General features: G+C 73.4%; 13 protein-coding genes. 4 read left to right on the forward strand and 9 right to left on the reverse strand.

The annotated features are described in order from the left end of the window. Positions 1 to 184 precede the first annotated feature (184 nt). Both CELF_RS16475 and CELF_RS16480 read left to right on the forward strand, forming a co-directional pair. Positions 185 to 817 (forward strand): hypothetical protein, encoded by a 633-nt coding sequence (locus CELF_RS16475; RefSeq protein ID WP_013772401.1) that lies wholly within the window; start codon positions 185 to 187, stop codon positions 815 to 817. Positions 818 to 1,013: 196 nt separating this feature from the next. Continuing rightward, positions 1,014 to 2,390, forward strand: a complete 1,377-nt coding sequence (locus CELF_RS16480; RefSeq protein ID WP_013772402.1) for a TM2 domain-containing protein — start codon at positions 1,014 to 1,016, stop codon at positions 2,388 to 2,390. Positions 2,391 to 2,471: 81 nt separating this feature from the next. On the opposite strand, the gene CELF_RS16485 is transcribed toward CELF_RS16480, so the two are convergent. Continuing rightward, positions 2,472 to 3,218 (reverse strand): hypothetical protein, encoded by a 747-nt coding sequence (locus CELF_RS16485; protein WP_013772403.1) that lies wholly within the window; start codon positions 3,216 to 3,218, stop codon positions 2,472 to 2,474. An 83-nt stretch (positions 3,219 to 3,301) separates the two neighbouring features. Further along, positions 3,302 to 4,390: a LacI family DNA-binding transcriptional regulator gene (locus CELF_RS16490; protein WP_013772404.1), complete on the reverse strand. Its 1,089-nt coding sequence runs from the start codon at positions 4,388 to 4,390 to the stop codon at positions 3,302 to 3,304. A 273-nt stretch (positions 4,391 to 4,663) separates the two neighbouring features. On the opposite strand from CELF_RS16490, the gene manD reads away from it, so the two are divergent. Both manD and CELF_RS16500 read left to right on the forward strand, forming a co-directional pair. Next, the gene (gene manD / locus CELF_RS16495; RefSeq protein ID WP_013772405.1) at positions 4,664 to 6,076 is read left to right on the forward strand and encodes a D-mannonate dehydratase ManD; all 1,413 of its coding nucleotides are present in this window, start codon (positions 4,664 to 4,666) and stop codon (positions 6,074 to 6,076) included. 39 nt (positions 6,077 to 6,115) lie between these two features. Beyond that, positions 6,116 to 8,272: an alpha-glucuronidase gene (locus CELF_RS16500; RefSeq protein ID WP_013772406.1), complete on the forward strand. Its 2,157-nt coding sequence runs from the start codon at positions 6,116 to 6,118 to the stop codon at positions 8,270 to 8,272. A 13-nt stretch (positions 8,273 to 8,285) separates the two neighbouring features. Here CELF_RS16500 and CELF_RS16505 read toward each other — a convergent pair whose 3' ends face one another. The 7 genes from CELF_RS16505 to CELF_RS16535 form a co-directional block, all read right to left on the reverse strand. Then, the gene (locus CELF_RS16505) at positions 8,286 to 8,990 is read right to left on the reverse strand and encodes a DUF624 domain-containing protein (RefSeq protein WP_041554617.1); all 705 of its coding nucleotides are present in this window, start codon (positions 8,988 to 8,990) and stop codon (positions 8,286 to 8,288) included. 5 nt (positions 8,991 to 8,995) lie between these two features. Then, positions 8,996 to 10,672: a GH39 family glycosyl hydrolase gene (locus tag CELF_RS16510; protein ID WP_013772408.1), complete on the reverse strand. Its 1,677-nt coding sequence runs from the start codon at positions 10,670 to 10,672 to the stop codon at positions 8,996 to 8,998. Then, on the reverse strand, positions 10,669 to 12,765 hold the full coding sequence (locus tag CELF_RS16515; RefSeq protein WP_013772409.1) for a beta-galactosidase: 2,097 nt from the start codon (positions 12,763 to 12,765) through the stop codon (positions 10,669 to 10,671). Before CELF_RS16515 ends, CELF_RS16510 begins: the two co-directional genes overlap by 4 nt. Before the next feature lie 93 nt (positions 12,766 to 12,858). After that, entirely contained in the window at positions 12,859 to 14,523 is a 1,665-nt protein-coding gene (locus tag CELF_RS16520; protein ID WP_013772410.1) for an ABC transporter substrate-binding protein, read from the reverse strand. Between the two features lie 53 nt (positions 14,524 to 14,576). Further along, positions 14,577 to 15,503, reverse strand: coding sequence for a carbohydrate ABC transporter permease (locus CELF_RS16525; RefSeq protein WP_013772411.1), 927 nt, complete (start codon positions 15,501 to 15,503; stop codon positions 14,577 to 14,579). After that, on the reverse strand, positions 15,497 to 16,582 hold the full coding sequence (locus tag CELF_RS16530) for an ABC transporter permease (protein ID WP_013772412.1): 1,086 nt from the start codon (positions 16,580 to 16,582) through the stop codon (positions 15,497 to 15,499). Before CELF_RS16530 ends, CELF_RS16525 begins: the two co-directional genes overlap by 7 nt. Next, positions 16,579 to 18,915 (reverse strand): beta-xylosidase/alpha-l-arabinosidase, encoded by a 2,337-nt coding sequence (locus CELF_RS16535; RefSeq protein WP_013772413.1) that lies wholly within the window; start codon positions 18,913 to 18,915, stop codon positions 16,579 to 16,581. The genes CELF_RS16530 and CELF_RS16535 overlap by 4 nt, the downstream gene beginning before the upstream one ends. Positions 18,916 to 19,037: the final 122 nt, after the last annotated feature.

Here is a 19,037-nt window from a genome sequence, read left to right on the forward strand (position 1 = left end):
CGCCGGCGCCCAACGCGGCTGGAAGCACCAGGCTGCCGCTTCGGAGGACCGTGCGGCGTGGAATGCGCTGGCTGAACGCGGCTCCCAGGCGCAGGGCCGGACATCTCGAAGCGCAGAGCTTGTCGGACGGCGGCCCGAGTACCGGCGGGCGGCGGCGTGCCGGGATGCGGCGGGGATCTGGATCATGGGCGGTGAGGACGGGTCGTGTCCGCCCGGGATCGACGAGGCGCTCGCGATCGACTGCGAGGCGGAGCAGGTCGTGCTGCCCACGTGGCGCCGCAACCCGGTCGGCCCGGCAGCGTGGACGGCGTGGGAGCAGGTCGACCTCGGCGGGTGCGGGGAGATGCTGCCCGTGCTCACGGCGGAGGACTTCCGGCGGCTGCCGCTCGCGCCGCCCGTGCTGCGCATGCAGCCCGACCGGGGGTGGGTGCTCGTCAACAAGGAGACGATCGTGCTCACCGAGCGCGCGGAGCAGACCCTGCACACGACGCTGCTGGGGTACGACGTCGAGGTCGTCGCGACACCCGAGCGGTTCCACTACACGTTCGGCGACGGCACCGATCTGTGGACCCGGTCGGCCGGGCACCCGTACCCGGACCACGACACGTTCCGCGTGTACGAGCAGACGGGCACGTACCAGGTGACCCTGACGACCGAGTGGAGCGGCCGCTACCGCGTCGCGGGCGACGACACGTGGCACCCCGTCACCGGCACGGCCCAGACGTCGACGACGACGCCGCCGTTCGAGGTCGTCGAGCGGTCGTCCCGCCTCGTCGCCGACCTGTGCACGGACGTCCCCCGACCGGAGGACTGCTGACGGCTCCGTACTCGCCGACACGATGCCAGCGCCGAGCGGCGGCCCGGGCATCTCGCGCTGACGCGCCCCCGGCCTGACCAGTGAGAACACCGTCCCGGACCGTCGACGGACTTGTACGGTGGGCCCCCGGGGCGCGCGCAGGGGCGGCGCGCCCCGTGTCATGCCTGCGGCCCCTTCACGAGAAGGAGCACGCGACGTGTCGACGACCCCGGACGGCAACGACTGGACGGCGCCCGGTTCTCCGGGGAAGCCCGCAGCGACGGGCGGCGTCGGCCCGGCCGAGGGCAGCGCTCCGCAGACCCCGGGGACCGACGTGTCGGCCGACTCCGCCCCGGACGCGCGCGCGACGGGTGACGCCCCGGTCGGTGCCTACCCCTCGCCCGCGCCGTACGCCGCACCGACCGGCGACCCCGCTGCGTCCGGCTACGCGGCGGCCGCGGGGCACGGCGCTCCTGCCGGCCACGGCGCTCCTGCCGGCTACGGCACTCCTGCCGGGTACGGCGCTCCTGCCGGGTACGGCGCTCCGCACGCAACCCCGACCGCGTACGGGGCTGCCGGGCCGTACGCGCGCACGGCCGACGGCGGGACGTCGGACAAGTCGTTCGTCGCGGCGTGGCTGCTCTCCCTGTTCCTCGGAACTCTCGGGGTGGACCGCTTCTACCTCGGCAAGGTCGGCACGGGCATCCTCAAGCTCGTCACGTGCGGCGGCCTGGGCGTCTGGGCGTTCGTGGACCTGCTCCTCGTCCTCACCGGCTCGATGCGGGACACGCAGGGTCGGCCCCTTGCCGGGTACGAGGACACCAAGAAGACCGCGTGGATCGTGACGGGCGCGGCCTACGGGGCCAGCCTCCTGCTCGGCGTGGTCGGCGGGTTCGCCCAGCTCGCGGCCATGGCCGTCGTCGCCGCGAACATGCCCGACGTCGTGCAGGAGGACAGCGGGTACGGCGACGACCTCGACGACTGGCCCGCGGTCGAGGAGCCGTCCCCCACCGAGGAGGCGCCGGTGGTGGACCTCACGGCCGCGCAGTGGGCCGACCAGGAGTTCGGGACGTTCGAGGTGGCGACGCACTCCGGTGTCGGCGACGCGGTCGTGCCGCTGCCCGCCGGTGCGGTCGGCGGCCTCGTCACGGCGACGCACGACGGCGAGTGGAACTTCGTGATCGACGTGGTCGACGCCGCTGGTCAGCCGACGGGCGACCTGGTGGTGAACACGATCGGGGCGTACTCGGGTGCGACGGCGTTCGGCCTGTCCAGCGTCGACGGCGGCACGTCGCTGCAGGTCGTGGCCGACGGGGCGTGGACGATCTCGGTCGCACCCATCTCGAGCGCGCCCGTGCTGCCCCCGTCGGGTGCGGGCGACGGCGTGTTCCTCTACGACGGCGAGGAGGCGACGTTCACCGGCGCGCACGACGGCGAGGAGAACTTCCAGGTCTCGCAGAGCCGTGCGGAGCCGCCGTGGTGGGACCTGCCCGTCAACGAGATCGGCCCGTGGTCCGGCCCGCTGACGCTGGGCTCGGGTCCGTCGGTCGTGGAGGTCGTCGCCGACGGCGGCTGGACCCTCACCACGGGCTGACCCCGTCCACCGCGCCCCGGCGCTCCCCCGGAGTGCCCCGCGCCCCGTCCACGCGTCGGCGGGCGCGGGGCACCCGGGGGGTCAGGCAAGGTCGACGTAGACGTCCAGCGCCCCGGCGGGCGTCAGGCCGAGGCCGCTCAGCACGTCGGCCTCGGCGTCGGTGTCGGGGTGCGCGAGAGCGACCCGCGCGCCCGCGGCGAACGCGCCTCGCAGCAGCCACGCGCTGACCGCGGCGGCGACGTCCTCGCCGGCGCCGGGCAGGACCGCGAGCCCGGCGAGGTAGGCGGCCGGCCCGGCGAGCCCGTCGGACCGGAGGACGCAGGCGGTCGCGACGTCGTGCGCGTCGACCTCGGCGAGAGCGACCGTGGCGACGTGCGGGGCGTCCAGGTGGGGCGCGACCCACACCGCCTCCAGCGCCGGGTCACCGTCGAAAGCGGCCGCGCAGAGCGCTGCGACGCGCGCGAGGTCCGCGGTGGTGGCCGAGCGGATCCGCAGCCCCGGCACCGGTGCTGCGACCACGTCGGCCGCACCGCCCAGCCACAGGTGCTTGCGGAAGAGGAAGGAGCCGTGCGGCCACGGTGCGCCGGCGGGGACGCGGACGCCCCACGGCACTCCTGCGACGGCGTACCACTGCCGGACCGCCGCCAGGTCGACCCGCGTGGGGTCGGTGACGTCGCCGTTGTTCCACTGGGGGTGCGGGAGGCCGCTGGCCATGACGCGGATTCCCGGCAGGGTCGCGGCACCGCCGCCGCGTCCGGCACGCAGCCGCCCGTGCAGCTCCCAGGCGTCGGCGTGCACGGTGCGGGCGAGGGTCGCGCGGTCGGTCACGGCACCATCGTCGCGCGTGTCGATCCTGGGCCGGTCAGCTCCCCGGGCCGGTCAGCTGATGGGCCGGTCAGCTACCGGGCCCGTCAGCGGGGCGCCGGGCCCGTCGTGCCCCGCACGACGAGGTGCGTCGGGAGCAGGTCGACGGCCGGTACGTGCGGGACGTCGAGGGCTGCGCGGTCGGCGGTGCGGGCGTCAGCGAGGCCCGCGTCGGCGGGACGACCGACGGCTGCGGCGCGGACGGCGGAGACGCGGGGTCCCGGGCGGTCCAGGCGGGACAGCAGCAGGTCGGCGGCGCGGTGGCCGGCGCGCTCGAGCGGGGCGGCGACGGTCGTGAGGCCCGGTCGGACCAGGTCGGCGCCGAACACGTCGTCGCAGCCGACGACGCTCATGCCGGTCGGCACGTCGACGCCGCGCGCGGCGAGCCGGTCGAGGATGCCGAACGCGAGCAGGTCGTTGAAGGCGAGGAGCCCGGTGACGTCGGCCCCGCACGCGGCGTCGGCGGCGGCGGCCCCGGCCTCGCGCTGCGGGGCGTAGGGGCCGAGCACGACGAGCTCGACGCCGAGCCGGCGGGCGGCGGGGCGCAGGGCCGCGCGACGGTGCCGGTCGGACCAGGACGTGCGCGGTCCGGAGGCGTAGGCCACGCGCCGGTGCCCGAGCGAGGCGAGGTGCTCGAGCGCCTGGACCGCGCCGCCGGGGGTGTCGAGGACGACGCCGTCGCCGTCGACCGGCCGGTTGATCGTCACGAGCGGCAGCTCGCGCGCCCACCGGGCCAGGGTCGAGTCCTCGAGCCGCGGGGCGGCGAGCACGACGCCGTCGGACGACGACCGCAGCATCCGCAGGGTCCGCTCCTCGGCGGGCGCGGACTCCTCGGTGTCGACGAGCACGTGCATGTAGCCGTCGATGCGCAGCCGGGACTGCACGCCGCGGACGATGCCGAAGAAGAACGGGTTGGTGACGTCGGGCAGGACGAGGGCGACGGTGCCGGTGCGCCCCGAGCTGAGGGCGCGGCCGGAGGCGCTGGGCGCGTAGCCGAGGGCGTCGGCGGCGGCCCGGACGCGCGACGCGGTCTCCTCGGTGATGCGGCCGGGGCGGGTCAGGGCCCGGGACGCGGTCGACACGGCGACCCCGGCCGCGTCCGCGACGTCGCGCAGGGTGGGGCGGGTGCCGCTCATGTCGTCGTGCTCTCCTCGTCGTCGCACCCGCGGAAGGGTCCGCCGGTGTCGTGCACCGTCCCCGCGGGTGGGGTGTCGTCGTCGACGTCGCACACCCGCGCGGCGGGGCACCGGCGAGGCGACGCGCGGCGTCGGTACCGCGGCCCATCCTGGCTGCTGGACGGCCTTCTCGGCAACGTCTGGCAAACGATTGCCGCCGAACGGCCCTGCTGTCTAGGCTCGACCGCGGACACGCAGCACGCGGCGACGGCGCCGCGACCGACGGGAGCCCCGATGACGAGCCAGCACCCCCCGACCCCCGCCCGCGACGAGGCCGGTGCGGCCGACCCGCGGGACGTCGTCGCCGACGCGCCCGTCGCCGGCGGGGAGGCGCCGACCACCCCGACCAGCGGCGATGCCGCGGCACCGACGGAGCCGCACGGCACCGGCCCGCACAGCGCGCCGCAGCGGTCCGGGAGCGCGATCCGGTCCGCCGAGGTGCTCGTCAGCAGCCCGGACCGCAACTTCGTCACGCTGCGCGTCACGACCGAGGACGGCGTCGTCGGTCTCGGCGACGCCACGCTCAACGGGCGTGAGCTCTCCGTCGTGTCGTACCTGCGCGACCACGTCGTCCCGCTGCTGATCGGTCGCGACGCGCACCGCATCGAGGACACGTGGCAGTTCCTCTACCGGTCGGCGTACTGGCGGCGCGGTCCCGTGACGATGGCGGCGATCGCGGCCGTCGACGTCGCGCTGTGGGACATCAAGGCGCGGTACGCCGGCATGCCGCTCTACCAGCTGCTGGGCGGCGCGAGCCGGACCGGGATCATGGCGTACGGGCACGCGAGCGGCCGGGACCTGCCCGAGCTGTTCGACTCGATCCGCCACCACCAGGAGCTCGGGTTCCGCTCGATCCGCGTGCAGACCGCGGTGCCCGGCATCGACAAGGTCTACGGGATCGCCGCGCAGCACACCAGCACGGGCAGCCGGTACGACTACGAGCCCGCGCAGCGCATCCCGCTGCCCGCCGAGGAGGACTGGGACACGCGCGCGTACCTGCGGCACCTGCCCCGGGTGTTCGAGGCGGTCCGCCACGAGTTCGGGCCCGAGCTGCCGCTGCTGCACGACGGCCACCACCGCATGACCCCGATCCAGGCCGCCCGCCTCGGCAAGGACCTCGAGCCGTACGACCTGTTCTGGCTCGAGGACTGCACGCCCGCCGAGAACCAGGACGCGCTGCGGCTGGTCCGGCAGCACACGACCACGCCGCTCGCGATCGGCGAGGTGTTCAACACCGTGTGGGACTACCAGACCCTCGTGCGCGAGCAGCTCGTCGACTACGTCCGCTCGGCCGTCACGCACACGGGCGGCATCACCGCGCTGCGCCGCATCCTCGACTTCGCGGCGCAGTACCAGATCAAGTCCGGCATCCACGGGCCGACGGACATCTCCCCCGTCGGCATGGCCGCGGCGCTGCACCTCGACCTCGCGATCCACAACTTCGGCATCCAGGAGTACATGCCGCACGGACGCCTGACCGACGAGGTGTTCCGCCAGTCGTTCACGTTCACCGAGGGCTTCCTGCACCCCGGCGACGCGCCGGGCCTGGGCGTGGTCTACGACGACGCCGTCGCCGACCGATTCCCGTACCAGCCCGCGTACCTGCCGTTCAACCGGCTCAAGGACGGCACCGTCCACGACTGGTGACGCACCCCCGACCCTGCTCGCACCCCCGGAGGGACCCGCGTGACCAGCACAGACGCCCACCCGATGTGGTTGCCCGACGCGGCCTTCCGCCCCCTCGGCCGCCGGCGCGTCCTCGTCGCCGCCGCGCCGGAGGACGGGCCCGTCGCCGCGACCGTCGTCGACGAGGTCGCCGCGGCGACGGCCCAGTTCGGCGGGAGCGTCACGACGACGACGCCCGACGAGCCGCTCACGGCGGACGAGGCGCTCACGCACGAGGTCGTGCTCGCCGTCGTCGGCAGCGCGGGCCAGGTCGGCACGGCCTCGGCGCGGCTCGCTCCCCCGCCGGGCACGGTGCCACGGACCGACGCGTACCTGCCCGCCGTGCAGGCGACGCTCGACGGCGCCCTCGTGCTCGGGCGAGGCGCACCGTGGAACCCGGGGATGTTCACGACCGTCCGGCGCGGCGGCCGGACGGTGGTCGCTGCCGCCGACGCGGCCGGGCTGCTCCACGGCCTGCACGACCTGGTGCGGCGCGGCGAGTCCGCGTTCACGGGCCCGGACGACGTGAGCGTCGATCTTCCGGTGAACGGGATCCGCATGCTCGACCACTGGGACAACGTCGACGTGCACCCGGTGATGGGCCAGGTGGAGCGGGGGTACTCGGGCGGGTCGATCTTCTACGCCGACGGTCGGGTCCGCGAGGACCTGTCGCGGGTCGCGGCGTACGCGCGGCTGCTCGGGTCGGTCGGGATCAACGCGGTCGCGATCAACAACGTCAACGTGGCCCGCACCGAGGCGCGGCTGCTCACCGACGGTCTGCCGGACGTCGCGCGGATCGCGGCGCTGTTCCGCCCGCACGGCATCCGCGTCCACCTGTCGGTGTCGTTCGCGGCGCCCATGACGGTCGGCGGTCTGCCGACGTCCGACCCGCTCGACCCGGACGTCCAGGCGTGGTGGGCGGCGCGCGTCGCCGACGTGTACGCGGTCGTCCCGGACTTCGGCGGGTTCGTCGTCAAGGCCGACTCCGAGGGCCAGCCGGGGCCGTTCGCGTACGGTCGCGACCAGGCCGACGGGGCGAACCTGCTGGCCCGCGCGCTCAAGCCGTTCGGCGGCACGGTGTTCTGGCGGGCGTTCGTCTACGACCACAAGCAGGACTGGCGGGACCGCTCGACGGACCGTGCCCGCGCAGCGTTCGACCACTTCTCCCCCCTCGACGGCCGCTTCGACGACAACGTCGTGCTCCAGGTCAAGTACGGCCCCATGGACTTCCAGACGCGCGAGCCCGTCTCCCCCGTGATCGCCGCGATGCCGCGCACCCGGCTGGCCCTCGAGCTGCAGGTGACGCAGGAGTACACGGGGCAGCAGAAGCACGCCGTCTGGCTCGGGCCGCAGTGGTCGCAGATCCTCGGGTTCCCGCTGTGGGGCGAGGGTGGGCGGACCGTGGCCGACGTGGCGGCGGGCCTGTGCGGGCCCACCGACGCACCGCGCGCCGGGCTGGTCGCGGTGTCGAACGTGGGCGACGACGCGTTCTGGACCGGCCACCCGCTCGCGCAGGCCAACCTCTACACGTTCGCCCGCCTCGCCTGGTCCCCGGAGATCGACCCGGTCGCGGTCCTCGACGAGTGGATCGGCCTGACGTTCCCCGACGCCGACGACGACGTCCGCGCCACGCTGCACGGCATCCTCGACGACTCGTGGCGCACCTACGAGGACTACACCGCACCGCTCGGCGTCGGGTTCATGGTCCGCCCCGGCCACCACTACGGCCCGGACGTCGACGGCTACGAGTACACCCCGTGGGGCACGTACCACTTCGCAGACCGCGACGGCATCGGCGTCGACCGCACCCGCGCGACGGGCACGGGCTTCACGGGCCAGTACCCGGCGCCGTGGCGCGACGTGTACGAGGACGTCGCCACCTGCCCCGACGAGCTGCTGCTGTTCTTCCACCACGTCCCGTGGTCGCACGGGCTGCGCAGCGGGGTCTGCGTCGCGCAGCACGTCTACGACACCCACTGGGAGGGTGCCGCCCGCACGGAGCGCAACGCCGAGGCGTGGGCCGCCGTCGCCGGCAAGGTCCCGGCAGACCTGCATGCGCGCGTCACCGAGCGCCTGGCCGAGCAGGTCCGCAGCGCGCACGAGTGGCGCGACCAGCTCCGCACGTACGTCCACCGCCACAGCGGCCTGCCGGACGCGACGGGCCGCACGCTCTACTGACCCCACCGATCGGTCAGGGAGCCGTGAAGCGCGTGGTGACGTCCGCGACGACCGGGGTCGCGTTGCGGACCAGGAGGGCGACGAGGGGCGACGCCAGGAGGACGAGGAGCCAGTCGGTCGCGAGGAGCGCGACACCGGCCCCGACCACGACGAGGGCCAGGACGCCGACCGTGCTCGCCGGGCGCGCGGCCAGGTAGTGCGCCGCGAGCCGCGCCACGTCGCGCGCGCGGAACGAGAACAGCGACGACAGCACGAGGGCGTGCCCGGCCCAGACGAGGAGGGAGACGCCGATCAGCACGGACACCAGCGCGAACGCGCCACCCGAGCCCTCGAGCGCGCCGGCCCCGGCGACGTTCACCGCCAGGACCGCGAGCACCAGCACGGTCGGCACCCACCACAGCAGGACGTCACGCCAGTTCAGCCGGTAGCCACGCCAGTAGTGCGCCGCGGGTGCGAGGTCCCGGTCGGCGGGGGGCGTCGTCTGCCAGTGCCGCCACACGTGCACGGCCGCGGACAGGGACGGACCGAGCGGCACGGCGGCCAGCGCGAACAGCGGCGCGTTCCCGACCGACCGGTCCAGCAGGACGAACGCGAGCAGGCCGGGCAGCGACGTCAGGACGATCAGCGCCTCGATCACGAGCGCCCAGTAGACCGCCGCGGACCCGCGGGAGAAGGGGCCGCGGCCGACCTCGGAGAACCGCTCGGCGTCCGCGCTCACGGCGCTCACCCTGCCGGACCGTCGTCGCTCGTGCGCGGCGTCGGCAGCGCCGCGGCGCCGGTGTCGGCGTGCGCGCGTGCGCCGCTGAGGAGGGCCACCGCGCGGCCGGTCCCGGGCGGGTCGGCCAGCAGGCGGTCGTCGTCGACGCCGAGCAGGCGGCGGTCGTCGAGGCCTTCGTGGAGCGTCGGCACGACGGGCGTGACCTCCACGAACGTGACCTCATGCCGGGCCAGGGACAGGTCGAGGGAGACGCGGCCGTCCACGACGGGGTACGCGGCGTGCGCGACCGACGGGCGGGCGAGGTCGCGCAGCAGGTCGACCTGGCGCTCGGTCGGGGAGAACGGGCGGCCGAGCTCGCGCCAGGCGGCGAAGGCGTTGCCCTCGTGCTCGTTGACGCGCTCGCGCACGACGAAGGCAGTCGCGGGCACCGCACCGCCGCCGCCCGCAGCGGGCGCCGGCCCGCCGACCGGCACGGACAGCCGCAGCTCGTGCCGCGCGTCGGCCGGCGCGCCGTCGGTCCCGCCGACGGGCTGCCACGCGAGGACGGTGACGCGACCGTCGTCGTCGGCGCAGACGAGGTGGTCGTCCCCGCGCGCGAGGACGTGCGCGCCCATGCGGGCCAGGAACGCGTACAGGTGGTAGGTCGGCTTGGGGACCTGCCGGTGCGTGAGCAGCCCGAACCCGCCGTGGAAGAAGGACGTGGGGATCCACGTCTCCTCGAACACGTCGCTGAACGTCCAGTAGGAGAACGAGTCGACGTGGTCGCCGCCGCCCGCGAGCACGGGCGCGAGGTAGGCGGCGTTGTAGGCGGTGTCGTGGACCGGGTTGTCGGGGCGGTAGGAGGTGTTGAACTCGGTGACGTGCACGGGCAGGTCCGCGAGCGCACGCCCCGCCAGCAGCCGCCGGGGGGCCGCGAACTGGTCGAGCAGGTCCTGCGGCGGCTTGAGCGTCTGGTAGGTGCCGAACGGGACGTCCTGCGCGGGGCCGGAGGCGTAGGCGTGCACGCTGAGGAAGTCGCACGGCACCTCGCGCGCGGCGACGAAGTCGGCGAACGGCTCCCACCAGTCGCCGGCGCCGGGTGAGATCGCGGGTCCGCCGACCTGCAGCGAGGCGTCGACCTCCTTCACGGCACGGGCGGTGACCTCGTAGAGCTGCAGGTACGCGGCCTGGTCGGCGTCCTTCCAGAACACGGTGAGGTTCGGCTCGTTCCACACCTCGATCGGCCAGGTGCGGACCTCCTCGATGCCGTAGCGGTCGACGAGGTGCCGGACGAGCCCGCTGACGAGGTCGGCCCACCCCGTCCACGACGACGGCGGCGTGATGTTGCCCTTCCACCAGAACACCGTGTCGTCACCGGACGCGAGCGCCGTCGGCATGAAGCCGAGCTCGACGAAGGGGCGGATGCCGAGGGACAGGAACGCGTCGTGCACCTGGTCGACGTAGGTGAAGGCGTGCCGCACCCCCGCACGGCCCTCGTGCGTCCACGGGCGCAGCACCCCCATGTCGTCGGACAGCAGCCCGTGGCCGCGGATGTGCCGGAACCCGATGTCCCGCTGCACGAGGGCGAGAGACTCCCGGTAGTCCGCCCGCAGCGCGAGGTTGAGGCGGCCGGTGCCGACGCAGTGCCGCCAGGCGTCCGGGAGCGGGCCGACCGGGGTGGCCGGGACGACGACGCGGTTCACGGGGTCTCCTTGAGGACGAGGACGCCGGCGGGTGCCAGTGTCAGCGTGTCGTCGCGGCGGACGACGCGCCCGCTGAGCACGTCGGTGCCCGCCACCTCGGAGGTCACGGTCAGGGGCTGCGACCCGTGGTGCAGCACGAACCGGTACCGGGTGCCGTCGGGGTGCACGCGGTCGACGACCTCGAGCGCGGGCTCGTCGGCGTGCGGGCCCATGAGCCCGTGCTGGTCGAGCACGTGCCCCAGCACGCGTGCGACCCCGTCGTCGTCGAGCGCGGTCCCGACGTGCCACGCCGCACCCTCGCCACGGGCCGCGCGCGTCACGGCGGGCGTGCCGGCGTAGAAGTCGGCGCCGTACGTGCCGACGACGTCGGTGCCGTCGTGCGGGACGAGGAGTTCGAAGACGAGCGTCGCGGGGTGGGTCGTGGTGCCGTCCCAGTCGACAGGCGTGCCGTCGGTGCCGGCGCCTCCGAGGCGCAGCGTGACGGGGTTGGCAGCGCCCGGCGGCGCGGAGTCGGTCTCCTCGACGCGCACCCCGAGCAGGGTGTCGAGCGGCGGCTCGCCGAGGAAGGCGTTGGTGTCCTCGTCGACGCGCCCGCCGTAGAAGGTCGTGACGAGCGACCCGCCGCGGTGCACGAACGCGGTCAGCCGCTCGACGACGTCACCCGCGAGGACGTGCAGCACGGGCGCGACGACGACGTCGTACCCGGACAGGTCGGCGGTCACGGGCACGACGTCGACCGCGGCGTTCGCCGCCCACAGCGCCCGGTGGTACTGCAGGAGCGTCTGCACGTAGGAGACGTGCCGGTTGTAGCCGTCGGTCATCTCGACGGCCCACCACGAGTCCCAGTCGAGCAGCAGCGCGACGCGGGCCGGGGTGCGCGCGCCGAGCACGCCGTCGCCGAGCCGGGCCAGGTCGGCGCCGAGTGCCGCGACCTCGCGGAACACGCGCGTGTCGGTGCGGCCCGAGTGGTCGAGGACCGCGCCGTGGTACTTCTCGCAGGCACCCCGCGACTGCCGCAGCTGGAAGTAGAGCGTCGCGTCCGCACCGTGCGCGACGGACTGCCACGTCCACAGCGCGAGGACTCCCGGCCGCTTGACGGGGTTCACGTCGCGCGACGCGGTCGTCGACGGTGTCTGCTCCATGACCCAGAACGGCTCGCCGCCGCGCAGGCCACGCATCGCGGCGTGCGTCGCGGCCATGCGGGCGGCGGTGCGCAGCGGGGTGTCGGCGGGCGGGTAGTTGTCCCACGTGACGAGGTCGAGGTGCTCGGCCCAGCGGTGGTAGTCGACCGGCTGGTACAGGCCCATGAAGTTCGTCGTCACGGGGGTCGTGGCGTCGTGCGCGCGGATCGCCGTCTTCTCGGCGACGAACCCGCCGAGCAGCGCGTCGGACATGAACCGCCGGTAGTCGAGCGTCGTGCCCTGGAACGCGGTGTGGTTCGGGCCGCGCCAGTGCTCGGACAGCATCGTCGGCGGCTGGACCTGCGCCCAGTCCGTGTAGGTGTGGGACCAGAACGTCGCGTTCCATGCGTCGTTGAGGCGGTCGAGCGTGCCGTACCGGTGCCGCAGCCAGCCGCGGAACGCGTCCGCGCACAGGCCGCAGTAGCAGGCGCCGCCGTACTCGTTGCCGACGTGCCAGGCGACGACGGCCGGGTGGCCCGCGTACCGCTCCGCGAGGCGCGACGCCAGCGCGACGGACAGCCGGCGGAAGTCCGGCGACGACGGGCAGTGGTTGTGCCGCTGCCCGTACACGTGCCGCCGCCCCTCGACGTCGACGCGGCACGCGTCGGGGTAGGCGCGCGCGAGCCAGGGCGGCATCGCGCCCGACGGTGTCGCGAGCACCACGTCCCGGCCGGAGGCGGCGGCCCTCTCGACGATCGCGTCGAGCGTCGTGAAGTCGTACCGGCCCTCCTCCGGCTGCAGGTGCGCCCACGCGAACACGCCCACCGTGAGGGTCGTGACGCCCGCGAGGTCGAAGGCCCGGTGGTCGTCCTCCCACACGTCGCGCGGCCACTGCTCCGGGTTGTAGTCGCCGCCGTAGCGGACCTGCCGACGGGCCTGCCTGCGGACCTGCTCGGTGGTGCGGGACGTCATGCGGGCGGTCTCCAGACGATCGACGACGGGTGCGGACGAGCGGACGGCCGGCCCCGCGCGACGGGGCGCGGGGCCGGCCGGGGACCTGCGGCGTCAGCCCTTGGCGGCCAGCGCCTGGTTGTACGTGTCGACGTACTGGTCGACGTTGAGGCCCTTGAGCTCCGTCATCCACGCGTCCCACTCGGACATCGGGCGCGACCCGAGGATGAACGCGGCCGTGTTCTGCAGGACCGAGTCGTTGAGCGCGGACTGCCAGAGCGTGACCTGCTCCTGCTGCATCTCGTCGAGCGGCGCGGCCGGTGCGAGCGGCAGCTCCTCCTTGTCCGCCATCGACTCGACGAACTCCCGCGTGCTGTCGGTCTGCATCGAGCCGATGAGCTCGTCCGTCGAGCCGTTCGCGAACATGAAGACGCCGTTGCTGAAGCCGAAGTCGGCGTTGAGCTTCTTGGTGCCGGCCGGGTTCAGGCCGTTCCAGTCGACGTCCGCGGCGAGCGTGCGGGTGTCGCCGTCCTTCGTGTACGTCGTGCCCTCGACACCCCACTGCGAGAACTCGATGCCCTCGTCCGAGTAGTACAGCCAGTCGATCCACTGCAGCAGGGCGAGGAAGTGCGGCGAGTCCTTCGCCGTCGACGACAGCATGAAGCCCGACGCGATGCGCGAGCCCGCCGCCACGTTGTCACCCGCGGGGCCTGCCGGGACGCGGATGAGCTTGACCTCGGCCGACGTGTTGCCCGCGTCGGTGAACGTCTTGCGGTACGTCGTGACCTCCTGCGTGTTGCCGGAGATCGCGAGCGACTGGCCCGAGCCGAACTTCTGGACCGCGGTGTCGTCGTCCTGCGTCAGCGACTCGGGGTCGAGCAGGCCGTCCTCCACCAGGCTCGCGAAGTACTCGACGAGCTCCTTGTACTCGTCGGTCGTCGGCGCGTAGACGAACTTCTCCTGGTCCTCGTCGAACCACAGGCCCTGGCCGAAGCCCCAGCCCGCGATGGTCCCGAAGGCGGGCGCGGCGATGTTGAGCGTCGCGCCGAGCGGGGTGTTGTTGTTCGTCGACCAGCGGTCCGACATGGGCCACACGCCGGGGTTGGCGGCCTTGAGCTTCTCGAGCGCGTCGCGGAAGTCGTCCCAGGTCTCCGGCTCGTCGGTGATACCCGCGGCGTCCCACAGGTCCTTGCGGACCGCGATCGAGTACTGCGGCTGCGGCGACTCGTACAGCCCGGGGAGCATGTAGTACTTGCCGTCGGCCTGCTCGAGCGAGTCGAGGTAGTCCTGCAGCCCCCACTCCTCGATCTTCTGCTGGAAGTTCGGCATGTACTGCACGTAGTCCGACAGCGGGAGGATCGCGCCGCCCGACACGAACTGCGTCTCCTGGCCCTTGTAGGTCACCGGGATGAAGTCCGGCGCGTCGCCCGAGCTGATGATGAGCGACTTCTTCTGGTCCCAGTCGGACAGCGGCGCGCTCGTGATGTCGAACGTGACCTTGTGCTTGTCCTCCATCTCGGAGAAGAACAGCCAGTCCTGGTTCAGCGGGTAGTTCGGGTGGTCGCGGTACAGCAGCCCGAACTCGACCGGCTCGGTCGCGACGAACTCGGTGCCGGCCGCGAAGTCCTCCATCGCGCCGACCCTGTTGGCCTCCGGGATGCCGCCGCCGTCACCGGTCTCCTCGGCGGTCGGCTCCGACGACGAGCACGCCGCCGTCAGCGCCAGCGCCAGGACCGCGACCGACGCCGCAGCGCCCGCACGCTCTCGTGCTGCCCTCATGATTCTCCTTGTCGTGGAACTCCGTCGTCCTGCACGGGGGAAGGGGATGGGACCTACTGCTTGACCGCGCCGAGCATCACGCCCGACACGAAGTACCTCTGGATGAACGGGTAGAGGCAGAGGATGGGCAGCACCGTGAGGAGCATCGTCACGGACTGCACGTTCGCCGCGATCTGCGTGAGGTCGTCCGTCGACCCGCCCTGGATCGACGTCCCCGACGTCACGCCCGCGAGCAGGTTCCGCAGGTACATCGTCACGGGGTAGAGGCGCGGGTCGTCGATGTAGAGGAACGCCCCGAACCAGCCGTTCCAGAACGACACCGCGTAGAACAGCAGCATCGTCGCGACGACCGCCTTCGACAGCGGCAGGACGACGCGGAAGAAGATCCCGTACGTCGTCATCCCGTCGATCGCCGCGGCCTCCTCGAGCTCGCTCGGGAAGTTCTCGAAGAACGACTTCATCACCAGCAGGTTGAACACGCTGATCGCGTTCGGCAGCACGATCGCCCACATCGTGTTGCGCAGGCCCAGCTCGCTGATGAGGACGTAGTTCGGGATGAGACCGCCGTTGAAGAACATGGTCGCGACGGCCACGCCGATGAAGAACGTCCGCCCCTTGAGGTTGCGGCGCGACAACGCGTACGCGTACGTCGTCGTGAGCGCCATCGCGATGGCCGTGGCGACCACCGTGTAGACGACCGTGTTCCGGTAGTTGAGCCAGAACATGTCGTCGCCCATGACGACGCCGAACGTCGTGAGGTTGAACCCGCGCGGCACGAGGTTCACCTGGCCGGAGTTGATGTACCCCTCGGACGAGAACGCCTGCGCGACGATGTTGACGAACGGGTACAGCACGAGCGCGCAGATCACGACGAGCAGCAGCGCGTTCACGACCCGGAACGTCCGGTAGGCGCGCGAGTCCTGGACGACGCGCGGCTTCGTGGTGACGGCGGCGGGCTTCGACAGGTCGGTGGTCACCACAGGCTCGCCCCTACGGTCTTGCGCGAGATCGCGTTGGCGGACAGGACGAGCGTCACGCCGATGACCGCCTCGAACAGGCCGATCGCGGTGGCGTAGGAGACGCTGTTCGAGACGATCCCGACCCGGTACAGGTAGGTCGAGATCACGTCGGCCGTCGAGTAGATGAGCGGGTTCTGCAGCAGCAGGATCTTCTCGAAGCCGACCGCCATGAACGTGCCGACGTTGAGGATGAGCAGCACGACCATGGTCGGCCGGATACCCGGCAGCGTGATGTGCCACGTCTGATGCCAGCGGTTGGCGCCGTCGATGCGCGCCGCCTCGTAGAGCTGCTCGTCGATCGTCGTGAGCGCCGCGAGGTAGAGGATCGTGCCCCACCCGACCGTCTGCCAGACCTCGGAGGTCAGGTAGATCGTGCGGAACCACGACGGCTCCTGCAGGAACGTGATCGCGTCGCCGCCCAGCGCCGTGACGATCTGGTTGACCGTGCCGTTCACGGCCGTGAGCTGGAAGACGACGCCCGCGACGATGACGACCGACATGAAGTGCGGCAGGTAGGAGATCGTCTGCACGGACCGCTTGAACGTCCGCGAGCGCACCTCGTTGAGCATGAGGGCGAGCAGGATCGGTAGCGGGAAGACGATCACGAGCGTGAGCAGGCCGAGCACGACGGTGTTGGTGAACGCGTGCCAGAACTGCTGGTCGTTGATGAACATGCGGACGTAGTAGAGGCCTACCCACTCGTCGCCGAACATGCTCGACCCGGGCCGGAACCGCCGGAACGCGACCACGTTGCCGAGGATCGGCACGTAGCGGAACACGAGCAGGAACAGCAGCGGCAGGACGAGGAACGTGTAGAGCCGCCAGTCGCGCGTGAGGGCCTGCCGCCACGTGACGCGCGGGGGGCGCACGACGACGCCGCCGGGCGTGGTGTACGGCTGCGGCCGGCGACGCGGGCCGCGCCGTGGGCTCGGCGGCGCGGTGCCGACGGGGGGCGGGGCCTGCGCGGCGACCCCGACGGGCGGCGGCGCACCCGGGGTCGTCGCGACGCCCGCGACGACGGGCTCCTGGACGCTGCTCATGCCGGCACCACCTCCGGTGCGTCGCTCGTGACGGTGACGTGCGTGACGAGGTGCCGCGTGTGGTCGACCGTGCGCTCGGCGCCGACGAGGCGGGCGGCGAGCGTCGTGTGCACGTCGGCGCTGGACCGCGCGACCCGCAGCTCGACGTCGCCCGGCTCGACGACGCGCGTGCCGTGCAGCCCGGTGAACGCGGTGACGTCGGCGGGGACGGTGAACGTCAGGCGGGCCCGCTCCCCCGGCGCGAGCGCGACGCGGCCGTACCCGACGAGCCGCACGACGGGCCGCGTGACCTGGGCGACCGGGTCGTGCAGGTAGAGCTGGACGACGTCCGCACCGGCGGTGGTGCTCGTGTTCGTGACGTCGACCTCGACGAGGGCCTCGCCGTCGACGGCCCAGTCCGGGCCCCCGACGAGCCGCGCGTCCCAGTCGAACGACGCGTAGGACAGCCCGTGCCCGAACGCGTACGCCGGCGTCGGGTCGACGTCCGAGACCTGGGTGCGCCGGCCGAGCGGCTGCGAGAGGTACGTCCCGGGCTGGCCCGACGGGTCGGCGGGCAGGCTCACGGGCAGCCGCCCCGACGGCGACACCGCTCCCGTCAGGACCTCCGCGAGCGCCTGACCGCCGCGCTGCCCGGGGAAGAACGCCTGCACGACGGCCGCCGCCCGGGTCGCGAGGTCGCCGAGCGCGTACGGGCGGCCCGTGAGCAGCAGCAGGACCACGGGCGTACCCGTGTCGAGCAGCGCGCGCACGAGGTCGGCCTGCACGCCGGGCAGGCGCAGGTCGGTCGCGTCGCAGCCCTCCCCCGACGTGCCGCGGCCGAACAGCCCCGCCCGATCGCCGACGACGGCCAGCACCACGTCGGCCGCGCGCGCCTGCTCGACGGCCTCGGTGAACCCGGACCGGTCGGCGTCGGTCACGTCGCAGCCGCGGGCGGTCGTGGTCGCGACGCCCGCGTCGCGCAGCGCGCCGAGCACCGTCGGGATGTCGATGCCGATCGCGTGGTCGGGGTGGTGCACGCCCACGTGCGCGGGGAACGAGTAGCAGCCGAGCATCGCGTACGGGTCGTCGGCGAGGGGCCCGACGACGGCGACCCGCGCACCCGGGGCCAGCGGGAGCGCCGCGTGCGGGTTGGTCACGAGCACGACGGACTCCCGGGCGAGGCGCAGCGCGAGGTCGCGGCCCTCGTCGTCGTCGAGCGTGAGGCCGTCGACGTCCGCGGGCAGCGGGTCCCAGCCTGCGTCGAGGAGCCCGAGCTCGGCCTTCTGCCGCAGCACGCGCCGCAGGGCCCGGTCGACGAGCGCCTCGTCGACGTCGCCGCGGGCCAGCGCCGCGCGCAGCGGCGTGCCGTAGCAGTGCACGCTCGGGAGCTCGACGTCGACGCCTGCGGTCAGGGCGAGCGTCGCGGCGTGCGCGTCGTCGGCCGCGACGCCGTGCAGCGTGTGCAGGAAACGGATGCCGAAGTAGTCGGCCACGAGCGTGCCGTCGAAGCCCCACGTGTCGCGCAGCAGCGTCGTGAGCAGCCGGCGGTCCGCGGCCGACGGGACGCCGTCGAGCTCGGCGTAGGAGTGCATGACGGAGCGCGCGCCGCCCTCGCGGACGGCCATCTCGAACGGCGGCAGGATCACGTCGGCGAGCTCGCGCGGGCCGATCGAGACGGGTGCGAGGTTGCGGCCTGCACGGCTCGCGGAGTACCCGGCGAAGTGCTTGAGCGTCGCGACGACGCCCGCCTGCTCGAGGCCGCGCACGTAGGCCGTGCCGACGGTCGCGACGAGGTACGGGTCCTCGCCGATCGTCTCCTCGGTACGGCCCCAGCGGTAGTCGCGCGTGACGTCGAGGACGGGGGCGAGGCCTTGGTGCACGCCGGCGGCACGCATGGTCGCCCCGATGCGGCCGGCCATGCGCTCGACGAGCTCGGGGTCGAAGCTCGCGCCCCACGACAGGGGCACGGGGTACGCGGTGGCCTTCCAGGCGGCGAACCCGGCGAGGCACTCCTCGTGCACGAGCGCGGGGATGCCGAACCGGTTGGCGGCGGCGATCTCGGCCTGGGACGCCGCGAGGGAGCGTGCGCCGGCGACCGGGTCGACGGGTGCCGAGCCGAAGGGGCGCGTGAGCTGCCCGAGCCCGTCGGCGATGACCTCGGACCAGCCGAGCCCGTCGGCGGTCATCTCGGCCTGGTGCGGGGCGACGCCCGCTCCCGACGCGTCCGCCCCGACCCACAGCCCGACGAGCTGGGAGACCTTCTCGTCGAGGGTCATGGCCGCGACGAGGGCGTCGGCGCGTTCGTCCGCGCTCAGCGCCTCGTCCCGCCAGGCGGGTGTCGGTGCGTCGGTCACGCTCGGTGCCCCCTCTCGGCCCACGTCCTCGTGGGCGTCGCAACTATCGCCGTCGTTGGCGAAAGCGGATCGAATCGGAACGTAGGCAGCGCCGGGTGAGCGTGTCAACCGTTTGCCAAGAT

Origin of the sequence: Cellulomonas fimi ATCC 484, assembly GCF_000212695.1 — a bacterium.
GTDB lineage: Bacteria > Actinomycetota > Actinomycetes > Actinomycetales > Cellulomonadaceae > Cellulomonas > Cellulomonas fimi.

Bases quoted from the DNA above. Each gene is read 5' to 3' on its own strand.
- CELF_RS16475 (WP_013772401.1), top strand. From the start codon at position 185: ATGGGCGGTGAGGACGGGTCGTGTCCGCCCGGGATCGACGAGGCGCTC.
- CELF_RS16490 (WP_013772404.1), bottom strand. From the start codon at position 4,390: ATGAGCGGCACCCGCCCCACCCTGCGCGACGTCGCGGACGCGGCCGGG.
- manD (WP_013772405.1), top strand. From the start codon at position 4,664: ATGACGAGCCAGCACCCCCCGACCCCCGCCCGCGACGAGGCCGGTGCG.
- CELF_RS16515 (WP_013772409.1), bottom strand. From the start codon at position 12,765: ATGACGTCCCGCACCACCGAGCAGGTCCGCAGGCAGGCCCGTCGGCAG.
- CELF_RS16520 (WP_013772410.1), bottom strand. From the start codon at position 14,523: ATGAGGGCAGCACGAGAGCGTGCGGGCGCTGCGGCGTCGGTCGCGGTC.
- CELF_RS16530 (WP_013772412.1), bottom strand. From the start codon at position 16,582: ATGAGCAGCGTCCAGGAGCCCGTCGTCGCGGGCGTCGCGACGACCCCG.